17 protein-coding genes and 4 pseudogenes are annotated in these 20,205 nt (G+C 37.1%); 15 read left to right on the top strand and 6 right to left on the bottom strand.

The window, feature by feature from the left end; translation table 11 throughout:
- Positions 1 to 942: 942 nt before the first annotated feature.
- Positions 943 to 1,545: a LysE/ArgO family amino acid transporter gene (locus I5435_RS12130; protein WP_337982314.1), complete on the bottom strand. Its 603-nt coding sequence runs from the start codon at positions 1,543 to 1,545 to the stop codon at positions 943 to 945.
- 100 nt (positions 1,546 to 1,645) lie between these two features.
- Between I5435_RS12130 and I5435_RS12125 the strand changes: the two genes are divergently transcribed.
- Positions 1,646 to 3,085 (top strand): aminotransferase-like domain-containing protein, encoded by a 1,440-nt coding sequence (locus tag I5435_RS12125; protein WP_108030863.1) that lies wholly within the window; start codon positions 1,646 to 1,648, stop codon positions 3,083 to 3,085.
- 358 nt (positions 3,086 to 3,443) lie between these two features.
- Here the strand turns inward: I5435_RS12125 and I5435_RS12120 are convergent, their stop codons facing one another.
- Positions 3,444 to 4,022, bottom strand: coding sequence for a hypothetical protein (locus I5435_RS12120; protein ID WP_108030862.1), 579 nt, complete (start codon positions 4,020 to 4,022; stop codon positions 3,444 to 3,446).
- A gap of 500 nt (positions 4,023 to 4,522) precedes the next feature.
- On the opposite strand from I5435_RS12120, the gene I5435_RS12115 reads away from it, so the two are divergent.
- Both I5435_RS12115 and I5435_RS12110 read left to right on the top strand, forming a co-directional pair.
- The gene (locus I5435_RS12115) at positions 4,523 to 4,684 is read left to right on the top strand and encodes a hypothetical protein (protein WP_158694858.1); all 162 of its coding nucleotides are present in this window, start codon (positions 4,523 to 4,525) and stop codon (positions 4,682 to 4,684) included.
- Positions 4,685 to 4,704: 20 nt separating this feature from the next.
- A complete protein-coding gene (locus I5435_RS12110) occupies positions 4,705 to 4,941 on the top strand; it encodes a hypothetical protein (protein ID WP_107895365.1) in 237 nt (78 codons plus the stop codon).
- Between the two features lie 52 nt (positions 4,942 to 4,993).
- Here I5435_RS12110 and I5435_RS12105 read toward each other — a convergent pair whose 3' ends face one another.
- On the bottom strand, positions 4,994 to 6,145 hold the full coding sequence (locus I5435_RS12105; protein ID WP_229389648.1) for an MFS transporter: 1,152 nt from the start codon (positions 6,143 to 6,145) through the stop codon (positions 4,994 to 4,996).
- Positions 6,146 to 6,242: 97 nt separating this feature from the next.
- Between I5435_RS12105 and yeiL the strand changes: the two genes are divergently transcribed.
- On the top strand, positions 6,243 to 6,908 hold the full coding sequence (yeiL, locus tag I5435_RS12100; RefSeq protein WP_024361808.1) for a transcriptional regulator YeiL: 666 nt from the start codon (positions 6,243 to 6,245) through the stop codon (positions 6,906 to 6,908).
- Here yeiL and I5435_RS12095 read toward each other — a convergent pair.
- A complete protein-coding gene (locus I5435_RS12095) occupies positions 6,902 to 7,243 on the bottom strand; it encodes a hypothetical protein (RefSeq protein ID WP_024361807.1) in 342 nt (113 codons plus the stop codon). The genes yeiL and I5435_RS12095 overlap by 7 nt on opposite strands.
- Before the next feature lie 282 nt (positions 7,244 to 7,525).
- On the opposite strand from I5435_RS12095, the gene I5435_RS12090 reads away from it, so the two are divergent.
- The 4 genes and pseudogenes from I5435_RS12090 to I5435_RS12075 all read left to right on the top strand — a co-directional run bounded on the left by I5435_RS12090 (position 7,526) and on the right by I5435_RS12075 (position 12,660).
- Complete coding sequence (locus tag I5435_RS12090; RefSeq protein ID WP_024361806.1) at positions 7,526 to 8,506, top strand: diaminopimelate dehydrogenase; 981 nt, start codon at positions 7,526 to 7,528, stop codon at positions 8,504 to 8,506.
- A 227-nt stretch (positions 8,507 to 8,733) separates the two neighbouring features.
- Complete coding sequence (locus tag I5435_RS12085) at positions 8,734 to 11,586, top strand: winged helix-turn-helix domain-containing protein (RefSeq protein WP_337982313.1); 2,853 nt, start codon at positions 8,734 to 8,736, stop codon at positions 11,584 to 11,586.
- Positions 11,587 to 11,613: 27 nt separating this feature from the next.
- Positions 11,614 to 11,922 (top strand): annotated as a pseudogene (locus I5435_RS12080) (bacterial transcriptional activator domain-containing protein); the annotation flags it as partial.
- Positions 11,923 to 11,994: 72 nt separating this feature from the next.
- A complete protein-coding gene (locus I5435_RS12075) occupies positions 11,995 to 12,660 on the top strand; it encodes an alpha/beta fold hydrolase (protein WP_337982312.1) in 666 nt (221 codons plus the stop codon).
- Here I5435_RS12075 and I5435_RS12070 read toward each other — a convergent pair.
- Positions 12,649 to 13,515: pseudogene (locus tag I5435_RS12070) on the bottom strand (IS3 family transposase); the annotation flags it as partial. The gene I5435_RS12075 and the pseudogene I5435_RS12070 sit on opposite strands and share 12 nt — an antisense overlap.
- Positions 13,476 to 14,036 carry a helix-turn-helix domain-containing protein gene (locus tag I5435_RS12065; protein WP_025220230.1) on the bottom strand — a complete coding sequence of 187 codons (561 nt, stop codon included), beginning with the start codon at positions 14,034 to 14,036 and terminating at the stop codon, positions 13,476 to 13,478. The gene I5435_RS12065 and the pseudogene I5435_RS12070, both read right to left, overlap by 40 nt.
- Before the next feature lie 53 nt (positions 14,037 to 14,089).
- Here I5435_RS12065 and I5435_RS12060 point away from each other — a divergent pair.
- The 7 genes and pseudogenes from I5435_RS12060 to I5435_RS12030 form a co-directional block, all read left to right on the top strand.
- A pseudogene (locus tag I5435_RS12060) lies at positions 14,090 to 14,299 on the top strand (alpha/beta fold hydrolase); the annotation flags it as partial.
- Positions 14,300 to 14,488: 189 nt separating this feature from the next.
- A complete protein-coding gene (locus I5435_RS12055; protein ID WP_337982311.1) occupies positions 14,489 to 15,718 on the top strand; it encodes a substrate-binding domain-containing protein in 1,230 nt (409 codons plus the stop codon).
- 111 nt (positions 15,719 to 15,829) lie between these two features.
- Positions 15,830 to 16,606, top strand: a complete 777-nt coding sequence (locus I5435_RS12050; RefSeq protein WP_025219459.1) for an ABC transporter ATP-binding protein — start codon at positions 15,830 to 15,832, stop codon at positions 16,604 to 16,606.
- Positions 16,581 to 17,288 carry an ABC transporter ATP-binding protein gene (locus tag I5435_RS12045; RefSeq protein WP_337983869.1) on the top strand — a complete coding sequence of 236 codons (708 nt, stop codon included), beginning with the start codon at positions 16,581 to 16,583 and terminating at the stop codon, positions 17,286 to 17,288. Before I5435_RS12050 ends, I5435_RS12045 begins: the two co-directional genes overlap by 26 nt.
- Positions 17,289 to 17,303: 15 nt before the next feature.
- Positions 17,304 to 18,176 (top strand): branched-chain amino acid ABC transporter permease, encoded by an 873-nt coding sequence (locus I5435_RS12040; RefSeq protein WP_337982310.1) that lies wholly within the window; start codon positions 17,304 to 17,306, stop codon positions 18,174 to 18,176.
- Positions 18,173 to 19,192 (top strand): branched-chain amino acid ABC transporter permease, encoded by a 1,020-nt coding sequence (locus I5435_RS12035; protein WP_024361799.1) that lies wholly within the window; start codon positions 18,173 to 18,175, stop codon positions 19,190 to 19,192. Before I5435_RS12040 ends, I5435_RS12035 begins: the two co-directional genes overlap by 4 nt.
- Positions 19,189 to 20,193 (top strand): annotated as a pseudogene (locus tag I5435_RS12030) (3-oxoacyl-ACP synthase). Before I5435_RS12035 ends, I5435_RS12030 begins: the two are co-directional and overlap by 4 nt.
- The last annotated feature ends 12 nt before the right edge of the window (positions 20,194 to 20,205 follow it).

The following is a 20,205-nucleotide window of genomic DNA, read 5'->3' as shown; positions in this document are numbered from 1 at the left end:
CGTTATAATGCAATTTTCAAAATTGCTTATTTTCCTTCCAAAACTGAAAGTAGTACAAGGGTTAACATTTTTAATATTTAGTATAATTCTTGTTTGCGTTGCTCCAAGAAGTTTTGCAGCAATAAAATGTCCAAATTCATGAACATATAGACTTAAATACGTATATAAATTAAAAACTATAAAGAATAAAAATAGATAAAATAATATCATTTTCCCCAACCTTCAAAGAAAATCATTTGTAATTTACTTTTCCTAATCAAAACTCAAACGTAAAGTAAAACACAAAGAGCGAATAATATTCGTTCTTTGTGTCTTAAAACTAGCATCGAATAACAGTAATTTTGTCACCGTTACGAACTTCTTCAAACTTTACTAATTCTTCTGAAGAAATAGGTTGTAAGTTGCTCATTTCTATACCCCTCCCTCTTATAATAATTTAAGTATATAGCGATAAGTCAGACTATTATAAAAATTATAATATTTTAAAATGAGATAATTACATGAAAAGAGGAGGTAGCTTCCTCTAAATGTAGAAAAATAATAAATACTAAGCTCTTATTAAAGCTGTTGAAGATACTTAAATTTAATAAAACTAAGTAAAATAAAAGAAATATTTTTTCATATATTAGAATTCGCTAGATAAATACGCAAGATAATTTTAAAAAAATTGAGATGATTTTCACAAAGCTTACACCACATATGTAGATTTCTATGATTGTTAAAATAAACGTTTCAATTCAATATATAGATTTCGTCTTTGCGTTAGCTAATGATTTTTGTTATCACTCGCTACAGCTATTTTATTAATAATGTGAGCAAAAAGGGGCTATATAGAATAGCTATTACTTGGATTGATTTGTAAATAAATATATTGTAAATTAAAGATTTTGAAACATTACGCAAAACGTTGATCAATCAAAGAACTCTAAATTATGTACTAGATTAAAGTAATCCACTCAGTAAATAAATAGCAGTTGCCCAAATAAAGATTGCTGAACATTTATTGAAGAAATTCATCAGCTTGCCGGAGCCATCAAGCTTTTTGAAAGAAGCACCGGCCAATGTTAGACCGAAAAACCACAACCACGACATGAGCACACATGCAATAGTAAAGAGTACTTGTGCTGTGCCATTATATTTTAATGCGCTGGTGCCAATTACACCAATTGTATCTAAAATAGCATGTGGATTTAATAAGGATACGGACAGCGCGAATAAAACTTGTTTTTTAACGGGCAACGTTTCGCTCTTTTGACTAGTTGTCGAATCCGAGCGCCAAATGCTATAGCCCATATATAAAAGGAATACAATTCCGACGCCCATTAAGACAAGCCGTAGCCATTCAAATTGCAAAACAATAACGGATAAACCAAAAACAGCAAGCAAAATTAATAAAGTATCACAAAGTGCTGCCGTCATAGCCGCTGGTAGGGCTAATATTAAACGTTGTTGCGTAGCACCCTGTGAAAAAACGAAGACGTTTTGTACACCTAAAGGTAAAATAAGTCCAAATGCTAAAATCATACCATGCAGAAATGCCTCCAATGACAATCCCTCCTTTCCATTCACATTCTACCTGTGCTATAACTAAAAGAAAACGACCAATTGGATGGTATTTTACCCACCCAATTTACGAGGTGAACATATGAACTGGCAACCAACTCGACAAGGAAATCGTACATTACAACAACAAATTGTAACATGGATTACAGAGCGCATTGAACGAGGGGATTGGGTTGCAGGAACAAAGTTACCAACGCAAAGGCAACTCGCAATGCAATTAGGTGTTAACCGCAGTACAGTGCAGCAAGCACTAGAGGAATTAAAGGCAGCGGGCATACTAGAAACGACGATAGGCTCAGGGATTTATGTTGCTAACACTTCTTGGCACACATTAATTAAACACAGACAACCGAATTGGCAGACGTACATAGAAACAAGTCTCCACAAACCAAATTATCATACGATTCAATTAATCAACGAATATGAGCAACGGAATAGTATCATTCGCTTAGGAACAGGAGAATTAGCACCAAGCTTATTACCTACTAGAGAAATAGAAGCATCCTTAAAGGAAATCTCTTTACTACCGAAAGTGTTAGGTTATTCATCTCCGCAAGGTAACAAGCAACTGCGGGAAGCAATTTGCCAATATGTACAAAAAAGAGGCATACAGGCACAACCCGAAAATGTCTGCATTGTTTCGGGTGGACTACAAGCATTACAGCTTATTGCAGTTGGTTTGCTAGAGCAAGGTTCCATCGTATTTCAGGAACAAACATCTTATTTAAATTCTGTTCATCCATTTCAATCTGTCGGGATGCAAATGGTGGCGATTGACCGAGATGAAGGGCTTGCTCAAACATTAGCGCACAAGAAAAGAAAAAGGCAGGCTGTTTTTTATGCTGTTCCTACGCTAAATAATCCAACTGGAGGCGTATGGACATCATTAGAAAAAAAGCAACTCTACGAGGCTTGTAAACAATGCCGCATTCCCATTATTGAAGATGATGTCTATCATGAATTACTTTTCAATGAAGGATCCCCATCTATAAAATCACTAGATGATAGCGGACAAGTTTTATATATCGGCAGTGTTTCCAAAACACTTAGTCCTGGACTGCGCATTGGTTGGTTAATCGGGCCAACAACTGTGATCGAACGCTTAGCGGATATTAAAATGCAAACAGATTATGGATCAAGTGCTATCTCGCAAGAAATTGTTTTGCATTGGCTCCAATCAGGAAAGTACGAACGCCATATAGTTGGTTTACGACAAGCGCTTCAGCAGCGGGCAAACTTTGTTGAACAGTTATTACATGAAAAGCTGAAGGTCATTGCGAGTTGGGAACGATCAAAAGGTGGATTTTATATATGGCTAAAATTTCACGCACCAATCGTGGATAAAGCATTTTTTATAAAGTTATTGCAGTACAATGTTCTGATTAACCCAGGCTATATTTATGATGCGCAAGATACACAGCATATTCGACTTTCATATGCGTATGCAACACGAGAACAGTTGCAATATGGGGTAGAGAAGTTGTGTCAAGTGGCAAAGTCGAGGATGAAAAAAGCCGACTGAAAATCGGTGAATATTTACATTAAGAAGGAACAAAAAGCGTTTTGCATAGTAGAATATCGATGCAAAACGCTTTTTAATATTTTCCACTAGTCAACTAAATTATCTGTTAACCATAAATACGCTAATATAGCTAGAATACCGGTGAACATAAAATATAATGTCGCTGGAATAGCTCTTTTTTGAGGACTATTGTATTTACGACTCAACAAATATTCAAAAGAAAATAAGTTTAACACCATTAGAATATAAAGGATGACAGTAGGGTAAATAGCATGCGTGATATGATACATGGTTAAACATGTAAAAATAAAAAAAGTGGAGAAATTAACGGAAATTTGGTGTTTTTTATAAAAAGAATTTAGTTTGGGCATGCCAGTGAACCTAAATAGTATGCCGCAGCAATCCCAGTCCCAACTGTCCAACCTACTGGACCTGAAATACCTAATAGTACACCTGCTCCTGTAGTAGCTGCGACATGAGCAAGACCTAAGCCACCTAACCATTTACTACATGATCTTTTTACGATACGTGGTGCAGTCTCGGTTCCATATTGAATAAGGTTTCTAGATTTAACTAGTAAATCCGTAGTTTCACCATTTCCGTTTTCATCAGCTAATTTAGTATTGATATCTGCTATCGCAGAACTTATTTCTTCAGCAGTAACGGTAGAATGAATGTTTTGTAATTTTTTCTCCATCTCTGCGATATTAGAAATTGTAAAAACACCAATACCATTTCTTCTTTCATAAGATACGTGATCTGCGATAATTTGAACTTCTTCTAGTTGTTGTTCAGAAAATATTGCATTGTCAGTAGCATCTTCAATCGTTTTATTTTCCACCGCTTTAGCATCACTAGGGTTCAATGGCACAATAACTAAATTTGAAATTAAAGACATTGAAACAATTGTTACAATCGACCTTTTTTTCGAAGTCATACTATCCCTCTTTTCCCTTTCATTAGTATATTTTCATGTGAAATAGTGGTGTTGGCTTTTTGACGCCTTTTAGGTAGAATAGCTGGAGTGATAAGGAAAGTGACGAGAAAATTAATAGCTAGTTACGAGGTAAAAGAATAGATGCCATATAGATTCCTCCTTAAAAAAATAAATTATATATAATTTATTTTAAGAAAAATCAGAGTAATTTCAACTTTTTTTTTGAAAATTTCATATGAGGACAAACGCTACTACATACTAGTATTACTGGTATGTTCAGCGTTATAAGTAAGCGAGAAATTCTATGAGTGTACCAAAAATATTCAATTATTTATTTTCAATAATTGAAATGGTACTTTTATAGGTCAAACAAAATGACAGGTTTATTCTAAAAAAGGTACTGGCGTGCATATAATGTTGATTTTTACCTTTAAAAATGTTAGCTTGTAGTTGCTCGGACATATCTTTATTTTTCTATCGTATAGAGAGGAGAGGTTATTTTGATGAAACTAATCATTAAAATACTAATAACGTTGTTGGGTGCAGTGTTAATTTTTACAGACCTAAAAGAAAATAACACATGGTTACTTATTTTTTGTATTGCAGTCGCGTTATATATGACCTTCGAAGGGTTTTTTTACAAAAAGAAAAATCCTCAATAATGCGTGAGGTGAGTGTAGATATGGAAGATAAAATTGTAGGGTCACTGTTTTTAGTTATTGCAGCTATTTTAATTTCAACTCAGTATATTGTTACGGCTATCAGTGTCTCAAATTTAACGTATGTAGGTCAGGAAACTTTCTATAATTCTTTTTTTGATTCTGGCTATGTATTATTTCTTTTCAGTATCGTTTTCTTTATCTTAGGTATTCTGTTATTGGTTAGAGGGTTTACTTTGCATAAAATCAATGAAAAATAGTGTATATAAATAAAACCCCAATGGTAATCAAACCATTGGGGTTATTCTAATTTTAGTACTGGAATCTGTTACGAGTAGCTAGCAATATACCGATTGCTGGTACTGTACAAATCAGCATCGCCGCAAAGGCGAGACCAGGGGATATTTCGTATAAATAGCCGCCTAAAAATGTGAGAATGGCAGTGCTTAAACCCATTGCCAGTGCTGAATATAAGCCTTGTGCATTAGGAATTTGTTCCTTCGGTAAGTTCTTTGTTAAATAGCCGATAAAGGCAAAGTGTGCTAATGCAAATGATAAGGCATGTAATACTTGTGAGCCGATAAATACCCAAACGTTTGGAAAAAGGAAGATGAGTAACCAACGTAACGACGATCCACTAGCTGCTAACAGTAATAGTGAAGATGAGCGCCATTTCGTAAACAGTGTATCAGCTTTCATGAAATATAAAATTTCACAAACAACCGCAATGTTAATAATCATCCCCATATAGAATGGATCGACGTGTAAATCTTCTAAATAGATATAACCATAACTATAGTAGGATGCATGGGCACCTTGTAATAAAATAACAATCAATAATACAATCGGAAACCCTTTAATGCTCCATAATGTTTTCATTGATAGTGATTTTGCACGTTGTTCTTTCGTAGGTACAATAAGCAATTCTTTTGGTGTTGCCATTTGTTGCATGAATAACATCCCGATAATCCCTAAAATCATGCTCCAAAAAATAATATCCTTCCCAAAAACGCCTGTTAACATACTAATAATCAGTACTGCGATAACAAAGCCAAATGATCCGTAAGAACGACTTTTACCGTAGTGGACATTGCCATATTGTACAAGCGTTGCCGCACTACTTTCCACGGCAGGCAATAGAGCAGGGTAAAAAATACTAAATAAAATGGTAACGAAAAGAAGAGCGATAAAACTTGTGCTTGGAATATAAAGTAAAGCTGTCAGCAATGCACCAATTGCTAGTATCGTAATCAGTCGTTTATTGTGCACATATTTTGCAAGGATAGGAAAGAAAAATAGATTCGATGTTGCCCGTGCTAAAAGACCGCAGCCCATTACAACACTTGCTTGAGATACAGTAAGGTGCTTTGCATCGACTAACCAACCTGTCCAATAAGGTAAGAAAATACCCCATGTAATAAAAAATGCAAAGAAATTTTGAGAAAGCCATCGTTGATTGTTCATAAAATTTGGTACCTCCATTTAACTATGTTGAATAATAGCACGTTCCTCGCTACAATAATGTGAGATATCTCATATTTTGAACAGGAGTCCATTAAAAATGCAAAAACTTACAGGGGAAGAACGTTCTTACTATATAGAAAATTTTCAAATTGAAGATTTTTTTTCGTTTAATATTCATCCTTATATAGAAATATGTAAATTTGAGAAAGGGGAATGGATTTTTAAAGAAGGGTCTTTTCCAGATACGCTGTACTATATGATGGAAGGCAAAGCAAAGTTGTATATGACCCATAAAAATGGAAAGGTATCACTGATTGAATATATAGAAGCGCCATGTTTTATGGGAGAAATTGAATTGTTGAATGAGGCGAGGTATACAAAGGGGATTCAAACGGTGACAGAGACAATCTGTTTATCCATTGCGACGCAGGGATGCAAAGACATGTTATTAGCAGATGCGCCGTTTTTACGTCGATTATGTGTTTTTTTAGGGGAAAAAGCTTCCAAAATGACATCTAAGTATACGCAAAATCAGGCTTATCCACTGGAAAATCGGTTAGCTGCCTTTATCCAGCTATCATCTGACAAAGGCATTTATAAAGAAAAACATACAGAGATATGTGAATACTTGGGGGTCTCTTACCGGCATTTACTATATGTTCTTGCTCAATTTTGCGAAGCTAACATTTTAGAAAAGAAAAAGAACGGCTATCATATAATGGATGAGCAACGTCTGATGCAATTAGCGCAAGAAATTCAATAATAACGGTGGAGTTTGTGTCTTGCTCTGTTGTACTCACTTTTTTTAACGAGCCAGCGGGCTATTTGCTTTTCACTATGGTAGCAGTTACGGACTTTGCAACCATTTTTTATGATACTGTTAGGAAGGTCATTTATCGGTGCTAAAGGCATATTCACAAAATAAGCTACCTTTAGTGCCGTTTGGTGATTCATGAGGTTTTTTGCTGTAGATTTTTTGTTTGTTGCAATGGGAATTCTCAATTGTCTAACGAATACCGAGTTCGATTGCTGTTTGGCTTTTTTATCGTTTTTTAGAAAAACCTTCGTTGTACTAGGTGAGAAACCATAACCTTTCATTCATCATGCCCCCTTCGTCGTTACTTATATTGTACAAGACCTAGCGAGTAAAAAGTCTTGATTTACATGGCTTTTACGAAAACTTAAAAGTTCTCCTTGTTTTTTAGTAATTTGTAACCGCATTCATGCCATATGTGTATAGAAATCATAGAAAACTTGTATAATTTCTAAAGAAAAACACGTACTCAAACTATTGTGAATTTTTCTAACTCACAGTATTATTGTAAGTAGAATTAACGTGAAAGGTTTCACATTGTTACGTTAACGTGAGGAGGAATTTTAATGAGTGCAATTCGAGTAGGTATTGTCGGTTATGGAAATTTAGGGCGCGGTGTTGAATTCGCTATTTCACAAAATCCAGATATGGAATTAGTAGCGGTATTCACTCGTCGCGATCCTTCAACAGTGAGCGTTGCAAGTAACGCGAGCGTATATTTAGTAGATGATGCTGAAAAATTTCAAGATGACATTGATGTAATGATTTTATGTGGTGGCTCTGCAACAGATTTACCTGAGCAAGGTCCACACTTTGCGCAATGGTTTAATACAATTGATAGTTTTGATACTCATGCGAAAATTCCAGAATTTTTCGATGCGGTTGACGCTGCTGCTCAAAAATCTGGTAAAGTATCTGTTATCTCTGTAGGTTGGGATCCAGGTCTATTTTCTTTAAATCGTGTTTTAGGCGAGGCAGTACTACCTGTAGGTACAACGTACACATTCTGGGGTGATGGCTTAAGTCAAGGTCACTCGGATGCAGTTCGTCGTATTGAAGGGGTTAAAAATGCTGTACAGTATACATTACCTATCAAAGATGCTGTTGAACGTGTTCGTAATGGTGAGAATCCAGAGCTTACTACACGTGAAAAGCATGCACGTGAATGCTGGGTAGTGCTTGAAGAAGGTGCAGATGCGGCAAAAGTAGAGCAAGAAATTGTAACAATGCCGAACTATTTCGATGAGTATAACACAACTGTAAACTTTATCTCTGAAGATGAGTTTAATGCCAACCATACAGGCATGCCACATGGTGGCTTCGTTATTCGTAGTGGTGAAAGCGGCGCTAATGATAAACAAATTTTAGAATTCTCGTTAAAACTTGAAAGTAATCCAAACTTCACGTCAAGTGTCCTTGTGGCTTATGCACGTGCAGCACACCGCTTAAGTCAAGCGGGTGAAAAAGGTGCAAAAACAGTATTCGATATTCCGTTCGGTCTGTTATCTCCAAAATCAGCTGCACAATTACGTAAGGAACTATTATAAAAATAAAGCCCCAATCCCGATTATCTAGCCATGATAATCGGGATTATTTTATTTCTCTATCTATTATTTTCTACATAAAATAATAGCTTATCGCAATATTTATTGGAAATATGTAAAACTACATATAGTATATGGTAAACTGTCAATAATTTAACTATTCAAAAAGAATGGAATGTAGTCTATTCCACAACCCGTCTTACCGTTCTTATGGGGAGGTTAGTGTAAAAATGACAGCAGATATTATTATTCAATCGAAATGTATTCCACCAATTCCATCCAATCATTGTATTCGTCGGGCTGTATTGATGAAAAAACTAAAAAAAGGTCTTGAACACACCTGTACTTTTATTCATAGTGGTGCTGGTTACGGAAAGACCACAATTTTAGCACAGTTTTTACATGCGGAATCGAGCCCGTTTTCTTGGTATAGTGTTTCCGAAGAGGATGATAATATATTACCCTTTCTAAGACATTTACTTTATAGTATTCAACGAGTGATACCGCACTTTGGTGTACAATTTGACAATTGGAATCAGGTATCACGTTTTCCTAAAATTGAAGAATTGAATCGTTGGTATAAGATATTTGTCAATAGTTTATGTGAGATTGAACACTCCTTTTTACTAGTAATTGACGACTATCATTTAGTCGACCATGAATTTCATATAAACTATGTTATGGAAAAAATTATTGAATTTTCGCCACCTCATATTCATTTTATAATCGCCTCTAGAACACTACCGAAATGGGATATCATTCGAAAATTAAAAATGCAGATGAAAGCTCATTTTATAACAGAAACGGATTTAGCATTTTCTGCTGAAGAAATTGCTGTGTTTTTTGAAGACTATGTAGCCACACACTTGTCACAAGATGAAATACTAAAAGTATTGGACATTACAGAAGGCTGGGCAATCTCCATCACATTACTAGCTGAACAATGGAACTATGAAGCGCTAGACCACTGGTTAACAATCCATTCAAACGACTTGTTTACTTACTTATCGGAGGAAGTTTTCTTCAAGATGCCTAAATTTGAGCAAAAGACATTACTTCAATTAGCGATATTTCCTACTTTCTCCGAAGCGTTAATTGCGCAGTTTTATCAGAGTGAAACTGCTGAGACATTCAAACAGTTGTTGCAAAAACATTTATTTATTCAACCAATGGCTGAAAATGGCTTTTACCGTTTTCATGCTTTATTTCGTCGATTTTTAGAATTAAAATGGCAGAAAAATCCGCAACAATTTGTTCAATTGCATAAAAAAGCTGCCTTGTTTTACGTTCAAGAAAACGATGTGCATGCTATTTTACATCATGCATTTAAAACAAATGATTCCAACTTTAGTGGCACACTATTGCAAGATTATGCGGAAAATCTAGTAAAAGCTGGTCAGTTTGAGTGGCTATTAGAGAAAATTCATCGTTTTTCGGCGGCGGAAAAAGTGAAATTTTATCGTCTCTATTTTTTTGAAGGAGAGTGCCATCGATATCGAGCCTATTATGAAAAGGCTAAATATGCGTACGAAATGACTGAAAAGATGGCTAAAAGCAATCATGATGTGCTCTATATGACAAAGGCACAGGCTGGATTAGCGCACATTTATCTTGATACAATCCAACCTGCATTAGCAGAACCCTATTTAAAGCGTGCCTTACAATTGGCTCCGGAAGCTGCGTTAAGTGAGGAAGCACTTTTAGAATTGCAACGTCAGTATGCAGAGAATCTAGTGAATTTAGGAAAGGCAAAAAAGGCACAACAATTTATAGATGAAGTCAAGTTAAATGAAGCTGTGTTGCATAGGGCAAATGTAGATGTACGTATTTTATTACGCACGGGTCAACTAGTGGAAGCAAAGAATCTTTTGATTGAAAGATTGGAAATGCCTCCGCAATTAGTAGCTACACATAGGGAAAGTGAACTTTTAGCATCCTTTGTTTTCTCCCTATTAGGTCAAGGCAAAGAAGCGTGGTATACCGCTCAGCATGGCATTCGAAGAGGCGTGCGAGAAAAGTCTATTTTTATTGAAGCAGTAGGCTACAATCGAAAAGCACATGCCTTGCTATTATTAGATTTTCCGAATTATGCTGGAGCTTGTGAAGCCTATGAAAAGGCGATTACGTTAATGAATACCATTAATATTTCGCGTGTAAAGGCGGAACCCTATATGGGACTTGCCATTGCTAAACATGCACAAGGGGATAACGTTGCTGCCAGAAAATATTTAGCTTTAGGTTTGCAGGAAACGGAGCAAGTACAAGATGCTTGGATGACAGCCCTTATTTTACTTGCTGAAGTGAAGGTGATGATTTCATGTCAGGAGTGGCAGGAAGCCAAACAAATATTAGTGAAGGCACATAAGCTATTTCTTGATTGTGGCGATCAATATGGGGAGATGCATGTTTTTTTCTATCAATCTGTTATTGCCTTGCAAGAGAAAAACGCCCATCTATTTTGTCAATGTTTTCAGCACTTTGCTAGTACTTGTATTGCTAATGGCTATCATTATTTTTTTCAAAGGAAATCGATTCTTGGCCCAGCAAATTTAATGATTTTTTATGAGCTTTTGCAGTATAGTGAACACTGTGGGCTAGACAATGCCGAAATTCAAACATTGCGAAATGATTTTCAAATGGAAGGCAATATCGTGTACCCTACAGATGACATACAAGTGAATTTATTTGGTAGTTTAAATTTAATCAGAAATCATAAGAAACTGGGAGATAAAGAATGGCAACGCGAAAAATCGAAGGAGCTCTTTGTGTATTTGTATTGTCATCGCCAACGGTATATGCCTAAAGAGGAAATTGCGCTTGCGTTATGGCCAGAACGTTCTGTGGAGACAGTAGATCGCGATTTTAAAGTTGTTTTAAATACTTTGTTAAAAGTGCTAGAACCAAGGCGAAATGCCCGTCAGGATAGCTTTTTTATTCATCGCAAAAACAATATGTATCAGCTACAGCATATTCAGTTTTTGCATATAGATGTCGAACGATTTTATTATTATTATGCATTAGGGATGGAGGAGTTTGACCCTCATTTTTCGGATGAGTGGCTACAACTGGCTGCGCATAGTTAGACAGATGTTTTATATGCAGAAAAAAAGCAAATTGATTGGTTGACGCAAGACCGTGATAAATTACAGACTTTATATATTGAAGTACTTGAACGATTAGCCCAAAATGCCACGCGCCAACATCAGTTTAAACAAGCCATTTTTTATGCAGAGAAAATAATTCAAGAAGATATACTTTGGGAAGAAGGGTATCGTCTTTTAATGTATAGTTATTACCAATTGAATAACCGCTCACTGGCATTGAAATGGTATGAAAGATGTGTACAACAATTACAAACAGAGCTCAAAACAACGCCGTTGGAATCAACAATGGCTGTGTATGATTTAATAATGAGCTAGCAAGCATAGGTAAAGCTGTAAATGTTATTTAAATAATTTCGTAATATCTGTCGAATTATTGGAGGAGCTCAAATGCCATTTTGTCAAGTAACGAATGCAACAATCTATTATGAAGAGATAGGTGTAGTACAACCTATTATTATGCTCCACGGATTTACTCCCGATCATCGACTGATGAAGGGATGTATGGAGCCGATTTTTACGCAACGAGAGGGATGGAAACGTATTTATCTTGATTTACCAGGTATGGGTAAAACAAAAGATTATGAACACATCCATAATACAGATGATATGTTAGAAGCAGTAGTAGAATTTATCCAGACAGTTTTGCCGAGTCAATCTTTTGTTATAGCGGGTGAATCTTATGGTGGGTACTTAACAAGAGGTATAATGCAGAAACTTGAGGATCGTATTTTAGGTGTTGCCCTTGTTTGTCCGATGATTGTACCCGAAAAACAAGATCGCATTGTGCCAGCACATACGATTGTTGCAGCTAATCAACCTTTTTTAGCCACATTGACGAAACAAGAAGTAGACGATTTCAGCACCCATCAAGTGGTCTTAGATGCATATAACTGGAATCGATATAAGAATGAAGTATTAGTTGGCTGTCAACTGGCGGATGAAAACTTTCTTGAAAAAATTCTGCAAAACTATGGGTTTTCCTTTGCTTTAAAGGACATTCTTTTCCAACAAGGTAGTGACCCCTTAAAGTTAGAGTTTTTATTATGCAGCTAATTGGCTGGCATGTTTTCGGTAATTTACCGGACTCATGCCGGCCAGTTTTTGTTTAATACGAACATTATTATAATAATTGATATACTCTTTTATTTTCTTTTGTAATGCTTCATAAGAGATTAATTGTTCTCCATAATACATTTCCTGTTTTAGTAAGCTAAAGAAGTTCTCCATGGCCGCATTGTCTGCGCACGTTGCTTTACGAGACATGCTTTGAAAAATCCTGTTCTGCCTCAATGTTTTCACCCATGTATTGTGTTGATAGTGCCATCCTTGATCGGAATGAATGGTTGTCCGATATTCAGCACGCTTTTGAATAATTGGAAGCGCTTGTTTAAGTGAATCTAACACAAAATCTAGGCTCGGCCGTTTTGACATACTTAACCCAATAATCTCACCATTATATAAATCCATGATCGGACTTAAATATAATTTTTCATCATCTGTACATTTAAATTCAGTTACATCAGTCACCAATTTTTGAAGGGCATATGACGTTCTGAATCTACGATTCAAAAGGTTTTTAGCGACTTTCCCAACTGTTCCTTTGTATGATTTATAGCGTGATTTACGCACGAATTTCACACATTTCAACCCTAGGTTTTTCATAATTCGTTGTACCTTTTTATGATTTATTGTATGTCCTTGCACTCTTAATTCCGCATGAATTCGCCGGTAGCCATATCGACCTTCATGTTTTTCGAAAGTCTCTAAAATCAAGACTTTCCACTCTACGTCTGGATCCTTTTGCCCCATCAGTTTGATATGATAATGATACGTCGCTTCTGGAATATCCACTTGTTTTAAAATATCTTTTAATCGAAATCCTTCTTGTTTAAGTTCGAAGGCGATGGCAGCTTGTGCTTTTCGAGGAAGGCATCTGGATTCTCTCGAAAAGCCTTCAACTTTTTTAAATACGCCACCTCTAAACGAAGCAGTTCATTTTCGCGTTCTAGCTGCTCCTCACGTGACATTGTTTTTTCTTGGTTATTCGCTGTTGATTTTTGTTTCTTAGACATAGACGGGCGCCCCTTTAATTTTTTTTGCAGGCCCTCTATCCCTCCTTTTAAAAAACGATGATACCAACTAGCAACTAAAGTTGGATCATTCAAGTTAAAGTGAATCGCAGTATCTTGATAGGAAGCACCTGTTCGTTTCATAAAGTTTAATACATCTAATTTAAATTGAACAGAATAAAACTGCTTCGTTTTCTTAACGGATAAGCCACTTTGCCCAAACTCTTTAAAAGCACGGACCCATCTCCTTAATGGAGAATCACCTATACCATACTTCTTCGCTATCGCTCTATATCCTAGAGAGCCACTTAAATATTCTTGAACCACCATCAATTTGAATTCTTCATTATATTTAGTCATAAAAAATCACCTCAAAAGTTAGTTTTTCACTCTAACTTTTGGGGTGCAGTACCCAACCGAGCCTGTTTTTATTAGGCAAGCAAGATTCGGTCGTCGGCTATCAAGATGCCCTTGACTTGCTTAAATTTTTCCCAAGAGCAACATTCTCCATCTTAGATAGAGCAGGGCATAATCTCCAAATAGAACAATCTCATCTTTTTCATGTGCTTGTTAGCGAATGGTTAGATCGAGTAGAAGAAACGAATAGCTCTTTTTTCTTGTAGCGCAAGTACTCGTATAAAAGAGGGAAATGCAAAGAAATCACTTCAATGAGTTTGGCATGAGCCAAACTCATTTTTTATTTCTTCCAATCACGATTCCGAATTTGTAACTGATTTGTAACTGGACTTTTATATAGTAAATGCATGGCGAAGAAAGCGCTTTCTATAGTTCACAATGAAAGGGGTTTTGGGATGAAAAAGTATTGGTTAGTGTTACTGTTAGCCGTTTTGACTTTGTTGATAGCAGCTTGTAATGGGGAAGGAGCAAAAGAAAGCTCCACTGACAGTTCTGCTTCCAAGGAAGCGGAAGGAGAACAAGGCGGCACGATTAAAATCGGAGTACTGGCGTCATTGACAGGTGCTTTAGAATCGTACGGAAAGCAAACACAGCGTGGGTTTGACTTAGGTATCGAATATGCAACAAACGGTAGCATGGAGGTAAACGGTAAAAAAATAGAAATTGTCTATGAAGATACAGAAACGAAACCCGAAGTAGCCGTACAAAAGGCTACCAAACTGCTAGAAGATGATAAAGTCGATTTTTTAGTTGGTTCATCTAGCTCTGGTGATACGCTCGCTGTCCTGCCATTAGCAGAGGAATACGAAAAAATTATGGTCGTTGAACCAGCAGTAGCTGATAGTATTACTGGTGCAGAATTTAATGATTATATATTCCGTACAGGGCGAAACTCCTCACAAGATGCATATGCTGCAGCGGCTGCTATCGCTAACAAGGGCGTTAAAATTGCAACATTTGCTCCTGATTACTCATTCGGCTGGGATGGGGTAAAAGCATTTAAAACAGCGGCGGAAAAACTAGGTGCAGACATTGTTTTAGAAGAATATGCCGATCCAGCAGCAACGGATTTTACATCTAATTTGCAAAAAGTGATTGATGCCAAGCCGGATTATTTATTTGTTGTGTGGGCTGGGGCTAACTCGCCTTGGAATCAAATTGCCGATCTTAAAATTCAAGAGAAAGGCATTAAAATTTCTACAGGCGCGCCAGATATTATTGCCCTAAAGTTTATGAATCCGCTAATAGGAATGGAAGGGTTCTCGGTGTACTATCATACGTTGCCACAAAATGATGTGAATCAATGGTTAGTTGAGGAGCACCAAAAACGCTTTGATGAAGTACCAGATTTATTTACACCTGGTGGGATGTCTGCCGCGATTTCGATTGTAGAAGCGTTGAAAAAATCGCAAGGGGACGCGGACGGAAAGAAACTAATTGGCATTATGGAAGGAATGTCATTTGAAACGCCAAAAGGCACAATGACTTTCCGAAAAGAAGATCATCAAGCCTTACAGTCGATGTATTCGATTCGTTTAGAACAACAAGAGGGTGTTGACTATCCAGTGCCCGAGCTAATTCGTGAGCTTAGTCCTGAGGAAACAGCACCACCGATTTCGAATTAGAAGATCCCCCTTTACTTGGAGAGACAGAAAAACAATGTCATTCTGTCTCTCTTCATCTCTTCTTTGGAAGAGCAGGTGAAGAGCAATAGAAACATTGGAAAGGAGATTAATATGGAACCTATTTTGCGAACAGAAAATTTAACGATTCGATTTGGTGGTCATATTGCGGTCGATCATGTGAATTTTACAATGCCAGAAAAACATTTGAAATCCATTATAGGTCCGAATGGGGCAGGCAAAACGACATTCTTTAATCTAATTAGTGGAGAGTTAAAACCCACTGCTGGTGATGTGTATTTTAAAGGACAGTCGCTTGCGCAAGCATCTTCGGTTGAAAGAACACGTATGGGGCTAGGCCGTTCATTTCAAATTACAAATGTTTTTCCAAATTTAACAGTGTTAGAAAATGTGCGACTAGCTGTGCAATCTAAAGAAAAAATACGTTATCAAATGTTTCGTCATTTTAAAAGTTATCAAGCAATTACAGAAAAAGCGGAAGAGCTATTGACCCTTGTTTTACTCCATAACAAAAGAGATGCGTTGACAACGATGCTGTCGCATGGGGAAAAACGCAAATTAGAAATTGCGATGTTGCTTGCACTGGATACGGAAATTTTACTGCTCGATGAGCCTACTGCCGGTATGTCATTAGAAGAAGTACCAGCTATTTTAGAAGTAATTCGAACAATTAAACATAAAGGGGATAAAACCATTCTGTTAATTGAACACAAGATGGATATGATTTTGGATTTGTCTGATTCCATTATGGTGTTATTTAATGGTCAGCTTCTTGCCGATGGAACGCCAGATGCCATTATGCAAAATGAAACCGTACAAAATGCTTATTTAGGAGGTCTGTATGATGAACACCTTACTGAAATTACATGATGTTCATACGCATATTGGGCAATACCATATTTTGCAGGGTGTGAATTTTGAGGCGATGGCAGGGCAGGTCAGTGTTCTGCTAGGGAGAAACGGCGCGGGGAAAACAACCACATTAAAAACGATTATGGGCTTGACACCCGCTTCACAAGGCGATGTTCAATTTCAAATGCAATCGATAAAAAAAAGCCCAACCCATAAAGTGGCGAAATTAGGTATTGGCTATGTACCCGAAAACCAAGGAATCTTTTCCGATTTAACGGTAGAAGAAAATATGAAAGTGGCGATGCGCAAAGAGAATACGGCTGCTATGGAGCGACAGCAGTATGTACTAGAGCTTTTTCCGGATTTAAAGAAATTTTGGAAAAAAGCTGGTGGCCATCTTTCTGGTGGTCAAAAACAAATGCTATCAATGGCAAGAGCATTTATCAATGATAGTCAATTGATTTTGATTGACGAGCCTTCTAAAGGGCTTGCGCCAATTGTTGTGGAGAAAGTGATGGAAGCCATTGTTGAAATGAAGAAGCAAACGTCCATTGTCCTTGTGGAGCAAAACTTTATGATGGCCAGTCGAATTGGCGATACGTATACATTAATTGATGATGGTAAAACAGTAAATTCAGGAAACATGAAAGAGCTTATCCAAAATGAAGAGTTGAAGCGTAAATATCTTGGCATCGGATAAAGGAGGTGTAGTTTATTGGAGCTAATTGTAAATTTGGTTATTAACGGGCTGGCTACAGGCATGTTAATCTTTTTGCTTGCAGCAGGGCTGACATTAATTTTTGGGCTAATGGATGTTTTGAATTTTGCACATGGTGGATTATTTGTCTGGGGTGCCTATGCAGGGATATTTACGTATATGTACACAGAAAGTTTCTTAATTGGCATTATTGGAGCGCTTGTTGCAGGTGCCATTTTAGGTTTATTAACAGAAAAGTTTATTATTACACCAGTATATGGTAATCATATTCAACAAATATTAATCACTTTAGGGTTAATGCTTGTATTACAAGAGATGATTAAGGTCGTGTTTGGCCCAAATGGTGTGTCCGTGAAAACACCCAGCTATTTAGCAGGGAGTTGGGAATTTGGCGATGTCATTATAATTAAATATCGATTATTTATTATTGTAGTAGGTTTTGTGATTTTCGGGATTTTCCAATACATGCTGAAGCGAACAAAGATTGGGCTAATTGTTCGAGCGGGTGTACAGGATAAAGAAATGGCGCAAGCACTTGGTATTCATATTAAACAAGTATTCTTATATGTCTTTATGGTAGGTGCTGCTTTAGCCGCATTGAGCGGTATGTTAATGGCCCCATATTCGGGTGTTATTTATGCCGAGATGGGGATGGAATATGCAATATTAGGCTTTATCGTTGTTGTGATAGGTGGGATGGGAAGTTTTTCAGGCTCGCTGCTTGCTGCAATTTTAGTAGGGCTTGCGGGTAGTTTTATGGCTTATTATGTACCGGTGTTATCACTTGCTGTCAATATGATCCTCATGACCATCGTGTTAATTTTCCGACCACAAGGCTTATTTACAATCGGGAAGGAGCGATCGACATGATGAAAAAGCTGACGTGGAAGCATCTTAGTTTTGTTCTTATGTTAGCCATCCTCGTACTTCTGCCATTCGTCAATGATTCAAGGACATTGATTATCTTATTAACGCAAATTTTTATCTTTGGTATTTTAGCAATGAGCTATGATATTTTGCTTGGTTATACAGGGATAGTATCGTTTGGGCACGCCATGTTCTTTGGAATAGGTGCTTATACAACAGCAGTCATGCTGAAGCAAGTCGATACGACACTTTCTATCTTTTTATTGTCCATTGTTGTAGGGATGTTTTTAGCAGGCATTGTTAGTTTTGTTGTTGGATTACTAACTTTGCGTTTAAAAAGTCACTTTTTTGCGATGCTCACACTCGCTTTTTCTGGATTGTTTTTAGTTGTTGCTGAAAAATGGCGTTCCATTACATATGGCAATGACGGGTTTACATTTAGAGCACCAGAAATGTTTAAAGATCGTATAACCTTTTATTTCTTTGTACTCGCATGTTTAGTAGTTGTTTTTATTACGCTCTATCGCTTCGTACAGTCACCAACCGGGCGTATTTTAATCGCGGTGCGCGAAAATGAGCAAAGAACAAAATCATTAGGATTTCAGACCTTACATTATAAAGTAATCGCATCAATTATAGCTGGGACGGTAGCTAGCTTAGCGGGTTCACTTTATGCGCTGTCATTACGATTTGTTAATACAAGTGTTATGACGATGGACATCACGCTAGATGCATTATTAATGACGATTATTGGAGGCGTCGGTACATTAGTTGGACCATTGCTTGGTGCTGCCGTGATTGAGTATGCACAACATACACTTTCAGGCATGGCGAGAGATTATCCAATATTTGAACGTTGGATTATTTTCTTTGGCATTCTCTATATTTTAGCCGTCATCTTTTTCCCAAAAGGGATTATAGGCTCCATCCGTTTTATGATTTGGAATTGGAGAAGGAAGCTTAAAGCAAAAAGGAAAACACCACCTGCCCTGTCACATGAAAAGGAGGGGTTTGAATGACTGTAGGTATTGTCAGTACAGGAATCTATATGCCCAAAAGGAAAATGACCGCAACCGAAATTGCAGCACGTTCGATGATTCCTGAGCACATTATTCGACATAAATTGGGTATACACGAAAAACCAATTCCTGATGAACAGGATCATACGGTGCAAATGGGCATTTGGGCTGCACAAGAGGCTATACAAAAAGCAGGGATTGAACCTAAAACAATTGATGTCGTGATGTATATAGGAGAAGAACATAAGGAATATCCACTTTGGACGGCTTCCATCAAAATGCAAGAAGAGCTTGGTGCCGTCAATGCTTGGGCATTCGATGTGCAGTTACGCTGTGGGACGACGATTATGGCACTAAAGTTAGCGAAAAGCTTAATGGAATCTGATGACAGCATTCACACCGTGTTACTTGCAGGAGGATATCGAAATGTTGATTTTATCGATTATCGCAATCCGAGAACACGCTTTATGTATAATTTGGGCGCTGGCGGGGGTGCTATTGTTTTACAAAAAAATTACAAGCACAACCATTTATTAGAGGCGGATATTATGACAGATGGTTCTTTTTCAGAGGATGTTGTTGTCCCCGTTGGAGGCACTAAAAAGCCTCTGACACCAGAAGATTTAGCGAATAACTTGTACCAATTAGATGTTTTAGATCCAGTCGGTATGAAAGAACGGCTTGAGCAAAAATCTTTAAATAATTTTTTAAAGGTCATTCGTACATCTTTAGCGAAAAGTGGATTAAAAGAAGAACATATTCGCTACATCGCCATGCTTCATATGAAGCGCTCTGCGCACGCATATATCCTATCAGAACTGGGTTTGAAAGAGGAACAATCCATTTATCTTCAAGACTATGGTCATATTGGACAAATTGATCAAATATTATAATTACAGCTTGCGTTAGAGCAAAAGCGTATTGTGGATGGGGACATTGTCACGCTTGTTAGTGCGGGTATCGGCTATGTATGGGGAGCTATAACAATTCGCTGGGGATAGGGAGGAAGCACG

Origin of the sequence: Lysinibacillus sp. C5.1 (genome assembly GCF_016350185.1) — a bacterium.
GTDB classification, from domain to species: Bacteria; Bacillota; Bacilli; order Bacillales_A; family Planococcaceae; genus Lysinibacillus; species Lysinibacillus sphaericus.
Note: the sequence above shows the minus strand (reverse complement) of the source record. Positions and strands in the feature narration are given on the sequence as shown.

Bases quoted from the DNA above. Each gene is read 5' to 3' on its own strand.
- I5435_RS12125 (WP_108030863.1), top strand. From the start codon at position 1,646: ATGAACTGGCAACCAACTCGACAAGGAAATCGTACATTACAACAACAA.
- yeiL (WP_024361808.1), top strand. From the start codon at position 6,243: ATGCAAAAACTTACAGGGGAAGAACGTTCTTACTATATAGAAAATTTT.
- I5435_RS12090 (WP_024361806.1), top strand. From the start codon at position 7,526: ATGAGTGCAATTCGAGTAGGTATTGTCGGTTATGGAAATTTAGGGCGC.
- I5435_RS12075 (WP_337982312.1), top strand. From the start codon at position 11,995: ATGCCATTTTGTCAAGTAACGAATGCAACAATCTATTATGAAGAGATA.
- I5435_RS12045 (WP_337983869.1), top strand. From the start codon at position 16,581: ATGAACACCTTACTGAAATTACATGATGTTCATACGCATATTGGGCAA.
- I5435_RS12035 (WP_024361799.1), top strand. From the start codon at position 18,173: ATGATGAAAAAGCTGACGTGGAAGCATCTTAGTTTTGTTCTTATGTTA.
- I5435_RS12050 (WP_025219459.1), top strand. From the start codon at position 15,830: ATGGAACCTATTTTGCGAACAGAAAATTTAACGATTCGATTTGGTGGT.
- I5435_RS12120 (WP_108030862.1), bottom strand. From the start codon at position 4,022: ATGACTTCGAAAAAAAGGTCGATTGTAACAATTGTTTCAATGTCTTTA.
- I5435_RS12105 (WP_229389648.1), bottom strand. From the start codon at position 6,145: ATGAACAATCAACGATGGCTTTCTCAAAATTTCTTTGCATTTTTTATT.
- I5435_RS12095 (WP_024361807.1), bottom strand. From the start codon at position 7,243: ATGAAAGGTTATGGTTTCTCACCTAGTACAACGAAGGTTTTTCTAAAA.
- I5435_RS12065 (WP_025220230.1), bottom strand. From the start codon at position 14,036: ATGACTAAATATAATGAAGAATTCAAATTGATGGTGGTTCAAGAATAT.
- I5435_RS12085 (WP_337982313.1), top strand. From the start codon at position 8,734: ATGACAGCAGATATTATTATTCAATCGAAATGTATTCCACCAATTCCA.
- I5435_RS12110 (WP_107895365.1), top strand. From the start codon at position 4,705: ATGGAAGATAAAATTGTAGGGTCACTGTTTTTAGTTATTGCAGCTATT.
- I5435_RS12055 (WP_337982311.1), top strand. From the start codon at position 14,489: ATGAAAAAGTATTGGTTAGTGTTACTGTTAGCCGTTTTGACTTTGTTG.